The sequence below is a fragment of the Streptomyces sp. NPDC043680 genome, assembly GCF_056436685.1.
In genome coordinates this window covers 548,694-561,008 of sequence record NZ_JBWKCE010000003.1, presented here as the reverse complement: position 1 = coordinate 561,008, position 12,315 = coordinate 548,694, and the positions used below count along the sequence as shown (strand labels likewise).

Genomic DNA, 12,315 nt, shown 5'->3' with positions numbered 1-12,315 from the left:
GTGCCTGCGGAAGCCTGTGGACAACCCCGGGTGTGACCCCGCCCGCACCTCTGGCCTGCGGGGCCGCGGGCCGGCTCCGCACGGGACGGCCGGGACCCCCTGCGCACTGCGCAGGGGGTCCCGGTCACGTCAGCGGTCACGTCAGCGGTCACGCCGCCCGGTCGCCGACCGGCGGACTACTCGTCCGACTCCGCCTCGGCGGTCGCAGCGGCCGAGGCCGTCTTCTTCGCCACCGTCTTCTTGGCGGCGGCCTTCTTGGCCGTCGTCGTCTTCGCCGCCGTCGTCTTCTTGGCGGCAGCGGTCTTCGTCGCCGTCGCCTTCTTCGCCGGGGCCTTCTTGGCCGTCGCCTTCTTGGCCGGGGCCTTCTTCGCGGTCTTCTTCGCCGGGCCCTTCGCCCGCTTCTCCGCGAGCAGCTCGTAACCCCGCTCCGGCGTGATCGTCTCGACGTCGTCGTCCCGCCGCAGCGTCGCGTTCGTCTCGCCGTCCGTCACGTAGGGGCCGAAGCGGCCGTCCTTGACGACCACCGGCTTCTCGCTGACCGGGTCCGTGCCCAGCTCCTTCAGCGGCGGCTTGGCCGCGGCCCGCCCGCGCTGCTTCGGCTGCGCGTAGATCGCCAGGGCCTCGTCCAGGGTGATCGAGAACAGCTGGTCCTCGGTCTCCAGCGACCGCGAGTCCGTGCCCTTCTTCAAGTACGGGCCGTAGCGGCCGTTCTGGGCGGTAATCTCCACGCCCTCGGCGTCCGCCCCCACGACCCGCGGGAGCGACATGAGCTTCAGCGCGTCGTCGAGGGTGACCGTGTCGAGCGACATCGACTTGAAGAGCGAGGCCGTCCGCGGCTTCACCGCGTTCTTGCCGGTCTTCGGGGTGCCCTCGGGAAGGATCTCCGTCACGTACGGCCCGTAGCGGCCGTCCTTCGCGACGATCTGGTTCCCGCTCACCGGGTCCTTGCCCAGGTCGAATTCACCGCTCGGCTTCGCGAACAGCTCCTCCGCGTACGCGACGGTCAGCTCGTCGGGCGCCAGGTCGTCCGGCACGTCCGCACGCTGGTGGCCCTCCGCGTCCTTCTCGCCGCGCTCGACGTACGGGCCGTAGCGGCCCACCCGCAGGACGATGCCCTCGCCGACCGGGAAGGAGGAGATCTCCCGGGCGTCGATCGCGCCCAGGTCCGTGACCAGCTCCTTCAGGCCGCCGAGGTGGTCCCCGTCGGCCGGCACGACCTCCGTGGCGTCCTCCGAGCCGAAGTAGAAGCGCTTCAGCCACGGCACGGCCTGGGCCTCGCCCCGCGCGATGCGGTCGAGGTCGTCCTCCATCTTCGCGGTGAAGTCGTAGTCGACGAGCCGGCCGAAGTGCGTCTCCAGCAGGTTCACCACGGCGAACGACAGGAAGGACGGCACGAGGGCCGTGCCCTTCTTGAAGACGTACCCGCGGTCCAGGATCGTGCCGATGATCGACGCGTAGGTCGACGGGCGGCCGATCTCCCGCTCCTCCAGCTCCTTGACCAGGGAGGCCTCGGTGTAGCGGGCCGGCGGCTTGGTCGAGTGGCCGTCCGCCGTGATCTCCTCGGCGCTGAGCGCGTCGCCCTCGGCGACCTGCGGCAGCCGCTTCTCACGGTCGTCGAGTTCGGCGTTCGGGTCGTCCGCGCCCTCGACGTACGCCTTCATGAAGCCGTGGAAGGTGATCGTCTTGCCGGATGCGGTGAACTCGGCGTCCCGGCCGTCCGACGCCCGGCCGCCGATCTTGACGGTGACCGAGTTGCCGACCGCGTCCTTCATCTGGGAGGCGACGGTCCGCTTCCAGATCAGCTCGTACAGGCGGAACTGGTCGCCGGTCAGGCCCGTCTCGGCGGGAGTGCGAAAACGATCACCCGAGGGGCGGATCGCCTCGTGCGCCTCCTGCGCGTTCTTGACCTTGCCCGCGTAGACACGCGGCTTCTCCGGCAGGTAGTCGGCCCCGTACAGCTGCGTGACCTGCGCCCGCGCCGCCGCCACGGCCGTCTCGGAGAGCGTGGTGGAGTCCGTACGCATGTAGGTGATGAAGCCGTTCTCGTACAGCTTCTGCGCGACCTGCATCGTCGCCTTCGCACCGAAGCCCAGCTTGCGCGAGGCCTCCTGCTGGAGCGTGGTCGTACGGAACGGGGCGTACGGGGAGCGGCGGTACGGCTTGGACTCGACCGACCGGACGGCGAACGAGGCGCCCTCCAGCGCGGCGGCGAGCGCCCGCGCGTTGGCCTCGTCGAGGTGCAGCACCTCGCTCTTGAGCTGCCCGTTCGCACCGAAGTCGCGGCCCTGCGCGATGCGCTTTCCGTCGACCGTGTTCAGGCGGGCGACCAGCGACGACGGGTCACTGGGGTCACCGGCGCGGCCGGTGGAGAAGGTGCCCGTCAGGTCCCAGTACTCGGCGCTGCGGAAGGCGATGCGCTCGCGCTCGCGCTCGACGACGAGGCGGGTGGCCACCGACTGGACGCGGCCGGCCGACAGGCGCGGCATGACCTTCTTCCACAGGACCGGCGAGACCTCGTAGCCGTAGAGGCGGTCGAGGATGCGGCGGGTCTCCTGGGCGTCGACCATGCGCTGGTTCAGCTCGCGCGGGTTGGCGACGGCGTCGCGGATCGCGTCCTTGGTGATCTCGTGGAAGACCATCCGGTGGACGGGGACCTTGGGCTTGAGGACTTCCTGGAGGTGCCACGCGATGGCTTCGCCCTCGCGGTCCTCATCGGTGGCGAGGAAGAGTTCGTCGGACTCGGCCAGCAGCTCCTTGAGCTTCCTGACCTGCGCCTTCTTGTCCGCGTTCACGACGTAGATCGGCTGGAAGTCGTGCTCGACGTCCACACCGAGGCGTCGGACCTCGCCCGTGTACTTGTCGGGGACCTCGGCGGCGCCGTTCGGGAGGTCGCGAATGTGCCCGACGCTCGCCTCGACGACGTATCCCGGGCCGAGGTAGCCCTTGATCGTCTTCGCCTTGGCAGGGGACTCGACGATGACGAGTCGGCGGCCGCCCTTTGCGGTCTCGCTAGTCGGGGACAACTTGGCTCTTCTCTCCGGTCGGCACTCGGTCGCAGTACGGCGACGCTGCGGAGTGTGACGGTACAACCCGCACCCGTGTCAAACGGCACAAGCCCGCAACGGCCACTCGAACGGTAACCCGACAAGTGCCATTTCTGCCGCCCGGATACCGCGCCGGACCCCTCCCGGTCACCGGGCCGAGTGCGCCGAGGGCCGTCTGGCCGCGCGCCCGCACCCCGTCTGACGTCCTGTTTCCGACGATGATCTACGGCCGGATGTGCCCGGGTGACCACGTCCGGCCGAGACTGCGGATTCGCCGGCGCCGGCCCGCCCGCCCCGGCGGGCGGCGCCGCCGCCACGGCTGCTGCGGCCGGCCCGGGGCGCGCGCTCTGCGCCATCGGGGCGCGGTGCAGCGCCCGCGCCCCGCCCGGACCGGTAGTGCGGCCCCGAACAGCAGGAACGCGGTCGCGGAGCGCTCCCCGGACCGCCTTCCCTGCCGTTTCCCCTTGGCCCCGGGGCCGCTCACAGGACCCTGCGGATCCCCCCGGATCCGCCTGGCTCCCCCCGGCAGGAGAGCCTGCCAGCCCCCGGGGAACAGCGGGCGAACCCCGGGTTACATCACGGGGGCGCGGCGGTCGACCGGCTCCAGGAACCCCTGCTCGACGAGGACACGGATCGCCTCGGGCGTCCGGTCCCGCAGGACGACCGGGTCCTCCTGCACCAGCTGCGCGATCGCGTCGAGGATCCGGCCCGCGGTGAGTGAGCCGTCGCACACTCCGGCGAATCCGGCCCCGACGGTGTCCACCTTGGTGGCGCGCCGCATGCCGCGGTTCTGCCGGAGCACCACGTGCTCCGGGTCCTCGGCCCCGGGCGCCCCGACCTGCTCCTGCACCACTTCGGCGGCCAGCACGAAACGGTCCTCCAGCAGGGACGCGTCGTCGTGTGCGCGCAGGTAGTCCTGGCGGGCGAAGTGCGCCAGGACGGCGTCGCCGAGCGGCTGCTCCACCGAGTGCGGCCACTCCTCGACCACGATCGACGGCTCCTGCGCATCGCTGCGGCGCAGGGTGATCCAGCCGAAGCCGACGGCCTTGGTCTTGCGGGCCTCGAACTCGTCCAGCCAGTCCTCGTAGCGGCGCGCGTACTCGGCGGGCTCGGTGCGGTGGTCGCCGGCGTCGCGCAGCCACAGCTCCGCGTACTGCGTGACGTCCTGCACGTCACGCTGCACGATCCACGCGTCGCAGCCGCGCGGCACCCAGGAGCGGACCCGGTCGTGCCAGTCCTCGCCCTCCACGTGCTGCCAGTTGCCGAGGAACTGCGCGTACCCGCCCGGGTTCAGGTGGGCGCCGGCCTCCTGGACCAGGGTCCGGCACAGGTCGTCGCCGCCCATGCCGCCGTCCCGGTACGTCAGGCGCGCCCCGGGCGAGATCACGAAGGGCGGATTGGACACGATCAGGTCGTACGTCGCCTCGCCGACCGGCTCGAACAGCGACCCGGCGAGCAGCTCGGCCTCCGGGGCACCGGACAGCGCCAGGGTCAGGCGGGTGAAGGCGAGGGCCCGCGGGTTGACGTCGGTGGCGGTGACCCGGGTGGCGTGCTGGGCGGCGTGCAGGGCCTGGATGCCGGATCCGGTGCCGAGGTCGAGGGCGCTGGCGACGGGGACGCGGACGGTGATGCCGGCCAGGGTCGTGGAGGCGCCGCCGACGCCGAGGACGACGCCTTCCTCGCGGCTGCCGATCCCCCCGGCGCCGCCGACGGCGCAGCCGAGGTCGGAGACGATGAACCAGTCCTCGCCGTCGGGCCCTCCGTACGGGCGCACGTCGACGGTCGCGTACACCTCGTCGCCCTCCCGGCGCAGCCAGCCGTCGGCCACCGCGGCCTCCACGGGCAGCGCGGCCGCGGCCCGCCCGTACGGCTCCGGCTGCTGGAGCAGGAACAGCCGGACCAGGCTCGCGAGCGGGCCGTCGCCGGGCCCGCGGGTGGCGCGCAGGGCGGGGACCGTCTCACTGCGCGCCAGCGCGGCGTAGGCGGGGGCGCCGAGCAGGTCGAGCAGCCCGTCGGCGGTGAAGCCGGCGGCGAGCAGGGCGGTGCGCAGCTCGGCGGCGCGGTCGGGCGAGGGAAGGCTGCTGGTACTCACCCGTCCATTGTGTCGGCTGCCGCGGGCAATCGGTGCGCCGCGCGGAGGGTCGGCGTGTGCCGGACCCCGGATGCGCGCGGGCGGCCGGCACGGGCAGGGTCCGGCCGCCCGGCTGGGCGCCCCGCGCCGTCACGGGGACGGCGGGCGCCGTCTCACTTCGTCGGCGACGGCGCGCTGACCTGGCAGCCCTTCTGGCGGTTCAGGGACTTGTCCAGGCCGCCGGTCTTGAGGCGGGCGCGGGCCTCGACGGCTCCCTTGGAGGCCTCGTCGATCCCGCCCGCGACCTCCTTGAGGCCCGCGGCGAACTTGCCCTGGTCCGCGGGGTCGAGGGCGTCCATCTTCGTCTTCAGGTCGGCATAGCCCTTGGAGGAGGTGTTGAAGCCCGTGGCGGCGGCCTCCGCGGTCGCGTTCCCGTCCTTGACCGGCGGGTCCCCGGCCGAGGTGAGGGCGGAGGCCATCGACTTGTAGGCGTCCGAGATCTGCTGGAACGCCGCGGAGTCGGTCGTCTTGACCTCGTCGGGCTTGCTGCTCTCGGTCGCCACGCGCTTGATGTCGGCGTTGGCGGTCTCGATCTTCTTCAGCTCGGGCGACCACTGGTCGCAGACCTTCTTGGCCCAGCTGTTGGCCTTCTCGTCCCCGTCGTCACCGCCGCAGCCGGACAGCACGAGCATCAGTACCGCACCGCCGGACACCGCGGCCGCAAGCTTCTTGTTCACCGGATTGGTCCCTTCGAAGGCTCTCGGCCCGGAAGATACACGCCCGTCATCACCGCACGCAGAAAGGCGGACAGACGGCGCGTCAGTCCGCGCCGCCTGTCCGCCGTTCGGTCGTATGTCCGAGTGGCCCCTCGGATCAGGAGACCACCGCGGGGTCGCTCGACTGCGTCACCCGCTCGGCGGGCGTCGCGGCGTCGCCGTCGGTGTCGTCGCCGACGGCGATGCCGCGGCGCTTGGAGACGTACACCGCGCCGATGATGACGGCGATGGCGATGGCCGCGACGACGGCCCGTACGGTCGCGCTCGTGTCTGCGCCGTAGCTGAACTGCACGACCGCCGGGGCGATCAGCAGGGCCACCAGGTTCATGACCTTCAGCAGCGGGTTGATGGCGGGACCGGCGGTGTCCTTGAACGGGTCGCCGACGGTGTCGCCGATGACGGTCGCGGCGTGGGCCTCGCTGCCCTTGCCGCCGTGGTGGCCGTCCTCCACGAGCTTCTTCGCGTTGTCCCAGGCGCCGCCGGAGTTGGCGAGGAAGACCGCCATCAGGGTGCCGGTGCCGATGGCGCCCGCGAGGAAGGAGCCGAGCGCACCGACGCCGAGGGTGAAGCCCACCGCGATCGGGGTGAGGACGGCGAGCAGGCCGGGCGTGGCGAGCTCGCGCAGCGCGTCCTTGGTGCAGATGTCCACGACGCGGCCGTACTCGGGCTTCTCGGAGTAGTCCATGATGCCGGGGTGCTCGCGGAACTGGCGGCGCACCTCGTAGACCACGGCGCCCGCGGAGCGGGACACCGCGTTGATGGCCAGGCCGGAGAACAGGAACACGACGGCCGCGCCCAGGATCAGGCCGACCAGGTTGTTGGGCTGCGCGATGTCCAGGCTGAGGTTCATCTCCCCGGCCTTGGCGCCGACCTCCTTCACCGCGTTGGCGATGGCGTCGTTGTACGAGCCGAACAGCGCGGCCGCGGCGAGCACGGCCGTGGCGATGGCGATGCCCTTGGTGATGGCCTTGGTGGTGTTGCCGACGGCGTCCAGGTCGGTCAGCACCTGCGCGCCCGCGCCCTCGACGTCACCGGACATCTCGGCGATGCCCTGGGCGTTGTCGGAGACGGGGCCGAAGGTGTCCATGGCGACGATGACGCCGACGGTGGTGAGCAGGCCGGTACCGGCCAGGGCCACCGCGAACAGCGCGAGCATGATCGAGGTGCCGCCGAGCAGGAACGCCCCGTACACGCCGAGGCCGATGAGCAGCGCCGTGTAGACGGCGGACTCCAGGCCGACGGAGATGCCGGCGAGGACGACGGTGGCGGCGCCGGTCAGGGAGGACTTGCCGATGTCCCGGACGGGACGGCGGTTGGTCTCGGTGAAGTAGCCGGTCAGCTGCTGGATCAGGGCCGCGAGCAGGATGCCGATCGCGACGGCGACGAGGGCGAGGACGCGCGGGTCGCCGGAGTGGGTGGTGATCGCGGGGTTGTCGACGCCGACGAGGTCCTGGTAGCTGGACGGCAGGTAGGCGAAGACGGCGATCCCGACCAGCACCAGGGAGATCACGGCGGAGATGAAGAAGCCGCGGTTGATGGCGGTCATCCCGCTGCGGTCGGAGCGGCGCGGGGAGACCGCGAAGATGCCGATCATGGCGGTGATGACGCCGATGGCGGGCACGATCAGCGGGAAGGCGAGGCCCAGGTCGCCGAAGGCGGCCTTGCCGAGGATCAGTGCGGCCACGAGGGTGACGGCGTACGACTCGAAGAGGTCGGCCGCCATGCCCGCGCAGTCGCCGACGTTGTCGCCCACGTTGTCGGCGATGGTCGCGGCATTGCGTGGATCGTCCTCCGGAATGCCCTGCTCGACCTTGCCGACCAGGTCGGCGCCGACGTCGGCGGCCTTGGTGAAGATGCCGCCCCCGACACGCATGAACATGGCGATCAGGGCGGCGCCGAGGCCGAAGCCCTCCAGGACCTTGGGGGCGTCCGCGGCGTAGACCAGGACGACGCAGGAGGCGCCGAGGAGGCCGAGGCCGACGGTGAACATGCCGACGACGCCGCCGGTGCGGAAGGCGATCCGCATGGCCTTGTGGGCGACGTCGGTGAGGTCCTTGGCGGGCTCGCCCTCGGCGGGGGTGGCCTCGCGTGCGGCGGCGGCGACGCGGACGTTGGCACGGACCGCGAGGCGCATGCCGATGTAGCCGGTGGTCGCCGAGAAGAGGGCGCCCACGAGGAAGAAGGCGGAACGTCCCGCCCGCTGGGTCCAGTCGTCGGCGGGCAGCAGGAACAGCAGGAAGAACACGACGACGGCGAAGACGCCGAGGGTGCGCAACTGCCGGCCGAGGTAGGCGTTGGCGCCCTCCTGGACGGCTGCCGCGATCTTCTTCATGCTGTCGGTTCCCTCGTCGGCGCTGAGGACCTGGCGGACCAGGATCTGCGCGACGACAAGTGCGGCAAGTGCCACGCCCGCGATCACCATCACGATGAGCCGATTGTCATCGGTGAGTACTGCGGCTGCCAGATCAGTAGTGCGATCCGGCGCGATAGGGGTGAAGAGCCCCGTCATTCGTCCTCCTTGACGTGATGAGCTCAAGATGTGGACGGATTGTAGGGAGCGGACTCGGATCAAAACAGTACGCGGGAAACGGAATTGGCCTTCTCTTGCTCCTCAGCAATAGATCCCGTCACTCCATTACCCTCGAAAGAAGTAATGGGGCAAAGGCATTGACGGAAGGTCATTGATCTAGAAAATGCCGCCAGAGCATGAAAAAGGCCCTGCTCAGCAGGGCCTTGAATAAGATCGGATGATCCGTTTTCCGTGGTGTCCCAGGGAAGGTTTCCGTGGTGCCCGGAGGGTGACCTAGGGGGCCTGGGTGTCGGCTCCGGCTTCCGCTCCGGTTTCGGACGACCTGGAAACGGGCCAGCTCATGCGGATCGTCCCGCCCGCCTCGCCCGTGGTGACCTCGACGTCGTCGACGAGGCCGCTGATGACGGCGAGGCCCATCTCGTCCTCGCTGTCCACGTCCGGGTCCAGGGCCGCGTCGAGGCCGGGCATGGCGGCGGCCGGCCCGCCGGCCGGCCCGGGAGCCCCGTCGCCGACCTCGATGGAGAACACCTTCTCCTCTTCGGTCAGGACGACCCGGACGGGATCGGTCAGCCGGTTGCTCAGGTGCAGTCCGACGGCGCGCGAACAGGCCTCGCCCACGGCGAGGCGGACCTCGTCGAGCACGGCTTCGTCCACCCCGGCCCGCCGCGCCACGGCGGCCGCGACCAGGCGGGCCGTGCGGACGTGTTCGGGCTGGGCGCTGAAGCGCAGTTCAACGATGGCCATGCGCGTCCCCCTCGGACTACGGGCGTGCCTTGCAGGGGCGCGAACCATTGCGGCCCGTGCCCCCGCTCCTCTTCGGCTCCCCCGGGGCGCCGGACGGCACCCCGGGACGCGGAGCCGTCAGTCGGTGGCCGCGACGGCGTCTTCCACCGTCGTGTGGATCGGGAACACCTTGGTCAGACCGGTGATGCGGAAGATCTTCAGGATGCGCTCCTGGTTGCACACCAGCCGCAGCGAGCCCTCGTGCGCCCGAACGCGCTTGAGACCTCCCACGAGCACACCAAGCCCGGTGGAGTCGAGGAAGTCCACTCGCTCCATGTCGACGACCAGGTGGTAGCTGCCGTCGTTCACCAACTCGACCAACTGCTCGCGCAGCTTGGGCGCGGTATACACATCAATCTCGCCACCGACCTCCACGACCGTGCGGTCGCCGACAGTGCGAGTCGACAGGGACAGGTCCACGGATCCTCCAGCACCTTGCTATCGAGCGGCGCCCCCCAGGGGCCTCCCCAACCCGTAGGCAAGGGAGGGATTGGCTGCCGCGATGGCATTCAATCACTTACCGGCAGGCGCGCACGACGCCTTCGGACCATTGTCCCGCACGCCGGTGACACACTCAGTTCCAATGGCCAACACTCACCGCCCCGGTCGGCCCACGGCCCCTGCGGACCCCCGACCCACTCCCGGCACGGTTCTGGACCGCCTGTCACGGGGGCCTTCCCGAGCTGCGCGCATCACTCATACGGAGCACTTGCCCCCTCGGGAGGGTCGTCATGCAGTGTGGCCCGACCGCATCCGAACGGATGTCGTAGCGGCCGTCCAGGCTGCGGGGATCGCCCATCCGTGGGAGCACCAGGCCGCAGCCGCCGAGCACGCCCTGGACGGCGCCTCGGTGGTCGTCGCCACCGGCACCGCCTCGGGCAAGTCGCTGGCGTACCTGGTCCCCGTGTTGTCGGCCCTGGCGGACGGGGCCGAGGCCCCGAACGGGCGTGGCGCGACCGCCCTGTACCTGGCCCCCACCAAGGCCCTGGCCGCCGACCAGTGGCGGGCCGTGCGGGGCCTCGCCGCGCCGCTGGGCAACGCCGTCCGGCCGGCCGTCTACGACGGCGACACGCCGGTCGAAGAACGCGAATGGGTGCGCCAGTACGCGAACTACGTGCTCACCAATCCCGACATGCTGCACCGGGGGATCCTGCCCGGCCACGCCCGTTGGTCCTCCTTCCTGCGCACGCTGCGCTACGTGGTGATCGACGAGTGCCACACCTACCGGGGCGTATTCGGCTCCCACGTGGCCCAGGTCCTGCGGCGGCTGCGCCGGCTGTGCGCCCGCTACGGCGCCGACCCGGTCTTCCTGCTGGCCTCCGCCACCGCCGGCGACCCGGCGGCGGCCGCCTCCCGGCTGACCGGGGTGCCGGTCATCGAGGTCGCCGACGACGCCTCCCCGCGCGGCGAGGTGGTCTTCGCCCTGTGGGAACCGCCGCTGACCGACCTGCGGGGCGAGAAGGGCGCCCCGGTACGGCGCACCGCCACCGCCGAGACCGCCGACCTGCTGACCGATCTGGTCGTCCAGGGCGTCCGTACGGTCGCCTTCGTCCGCTCCCGCCGCGGAGCGGAGCTGATCTCGGTGATCACCCAGGAGCGGCTGGCCGAGGTCGACCGGTCCCTGCCCGGGCGTGTCGCGGCCTACCGGGGCGGCTACCTGCCCGAGGAGCGCCGGGCCCTGGAGCGTGCCCTGCACTCCGGGGACCTGCTGGGGCTGGCCGCCACCACCGCCCTGGAGCTGGGCCTGGACGTCTCGGGGCTGGACGCCGTGCTGATCACCGGCTACCCCGGTACCCGGGCCTCCCTGTGGCAGCAGGCGGGCCGGGCCGGGCGGGCCGGCCAGGGCGCCCTCGCCGTGCTGATCGCCCGGGACGACCCGCTGGACACCTACCTGGTCCACCATCCCGACGCCCTGTTCCGCCGACCGGTGGAGGCCACGGTCCTGGACCCGGACAACCCGTACGTCCTGGCTCCCCACCTGTGCGCGGCCGCAGCCGAGCTCCCGCTGACCGAGGCGGACCTCGCCCTCTTCGGCCCGGCGACCGAAAGCCTCCTCCCGCAGCTGGAGGCGGCGAAGCTGCTGCGGCGCCGGGCGACGGCCTGGCACTGGACCCGCCGGGAGCGGGCCTCGGACCTGACGGACATCCGGGGCGAGGGCGGCCGCCCGGTGCAGATCGTGGAGGCGTCGACCGGCCGCCTGCTGGGCACGGTCGACGAGTCCGCGGCCCACACCGCCGTCCACGACGGGGCCGTCCACCTCCACCAGGGCCGTACCTACCTCGTGCAGCGGCTGGACCTGGAGGATGCGGTGGCCCTCGTCGAGGAGGCCAGTCCGCCCTACTCGACCACCGCCCGCGACATCACCTCCATCTCCGTCCTGGAGACCGAGGCCGAGGTCCCCTGGGGCCCGGCCCGGCTCTGCTACGGCTCCGTCGAGGTCACCAACCAGGTCGTCTCCTACCTGCGCCGCAAACTGATCACCGGCGAGGTGCTCGGCGAGACCAAGCTGGACCTGCCGCCCCGCACCCTGCGCACCCGGGCCGTGTGGTGGACGGTCACCGAGGACCAGCTCGACGAGGCCCGGATCAATCCGGAGATCCTCGGCGGCGCCCTGCACGCCGCCGAGCACGCCTCGATCGGCCTGCTCCCGCTGTTCGCCACCTGCGACCGCTGGGACATCGGCGGGGTCTCCATCCCGCTCCATCCCGACACCCTCCTTCCGACGGTCTTCGTGTACGACGGCCACCCCGGCGGCGCGGGCTTCGCTGAGCGCGCCTTCCACACGGCCCACGGCTGGCTGACGGCCACCCGCGATGCCATTGCCTCCTGCGAGTGCGAGGCCGGCTGCCCCTCCTGCATCCAGTCCCCCAAGTGCGGCAACGGCAACGACCCCCTCCACAAGGGCGGCGCCATCCGCCTCCTCACCCGCCTCCTCTCCGAGGCCCCACCCCTGCCCCAGGGCACCGCCCCGGACCCCTCGTAGCCCTGCCTCCTCCCTCACCGGAGCCCACCCGATCCGCCGACGCAGGGATTGAACCGACCCCGTTAGGCCGAACGGGTGAAAACCGCCCCGTTGGCCCCTCCGACCAGCCGCCCCACCGAGCCGCGCAG

General features: G+C 71.6%; 7 protein-coding genes. 1 reads left to right on the top strand and 6 read right to left on the bottom strand.

Annotated elements, in window-relative coordinates:
• Window positions 1–176: 176 nt before the first annotated feature.
• The 6 genes from topA to bldG all read right to left on the bottom strand — a co-directional run bounded on the left by topA (window position 177) and on the right by bldG (window position 9,624).
• Window positions 177–3,023: a type I DNA topoisomerase gene (gene topA / locus AC0666_RS09145; RefSeq protein ID WP_468584023.1), complete on the bottom strand. Its 2,847-nt coding sequence runs from the start codon at window positions 3,021–3,023 to the stop codon at window positions 177–179.
• A gap of 592 nt (window positions 3,024–3,615) precedes the next feature.
• Window positions 3,616–5,136: a DUF7059 domain-containing protein gene (locus AC0666_RS09140; RefSeq protein WP_478707337.1), complete on the bottom strand. Its 1,521-nt coding sequence runs from the start codon at window positions 5,134–5,136 to the stop codon at window positions 3,616–3,618.
• A gap of 152 nt (window positions 5,137–5,288) precedes the next feature.
• Window positions 5,289–5,852 carry a small secreted protein gene (locus AC0666_RS09135; protein ID WP_468584020.1) on the bottom strand — a complete coding sequence of 188 codons (564 nt, stop codon included), beginning with the start codon at window positions 5,850–5,852 and terminating at the stop codon, window positions 5,289–5,291.
• 136 nt (window positions 5,853–5,988) lie between these two features.
• Entirely contained in the window at window positions 5,989–8,400 is a 2,412-nt protein-coding gene (locus AC0666_RS09130; RefSeq protein ID WP_468965589.1) for a sodium-translocating pyrophosphatase, read from the bottom strand.
• A 294-nt stretch (window positions 8,401–8,694) separates the two neighbouring features.
• Window positions 8,695–9,165, bottom strand: coding sequence for an ATP-binding protein (locus AC0666_RS09125; RefSeq protein ID WP_468965591.1), 471 nt, complete (start codon window positions 9,163–9,165; stop codon window positions 8,695–8,697).
• 117 nt (window positions 9,166–9,282) lie between these two features.
• On the bottom strand, window positions 9,283–9,624 hold the full coding sequence (bldG, locus tag AC0666_RS09120; protein WP_030152678.1) for an anti-sigma factor antagonist BldG: 342 nt from the start codon (window positions 9,622–9,624) through the stop codon (window positions 9,283–9,285).
• 82 nt (window positions 9,625–9,706) lie between these two features.
• Between bldG and AC0666_RS09115 the strand changes: the two genes are divergently transcribed.
• The gene (locus tag AC0666_RS09115) at window positions 9,707–12,187 is read left to right on the top strand and encodes a DEAD/DEAH box helicase (RefSeq protein ID WP_478707336.1); all 2,481 of its coding nucleotides are present in this window, start codon (window positions 9,707–9,709) and stop codon (window positions 12,185–12,187) included.
• Window positions 12,188–12,315 lie beyond the last annotated feature (128 nt).

Bases quoted from the DNA above. Each gene is read 5' to 3' on its own strand.
- AC0666_RS09130 (WP_468965589.1), bottom strand. From the start codon at position 8,400: ATGACGGGGCTCTTCACCCCTATCGCGCCGGATCGCACTACTGATCTG.
- AC0666_RS09125 (WP_468965591.1), bottom strand. From the start codon at position 9,165: ATGGCCATCGTTGAACTGCGCTTCAGCGCCCAGCCCGAACACGTCCGC.
- AC0666_RS09115 (WP_478707336.1), top strand. From the start codon at position 9,707: ATGGCATTCAATCACTTACCGGCAGGCGCGCACGACGCCTTCGGACCA.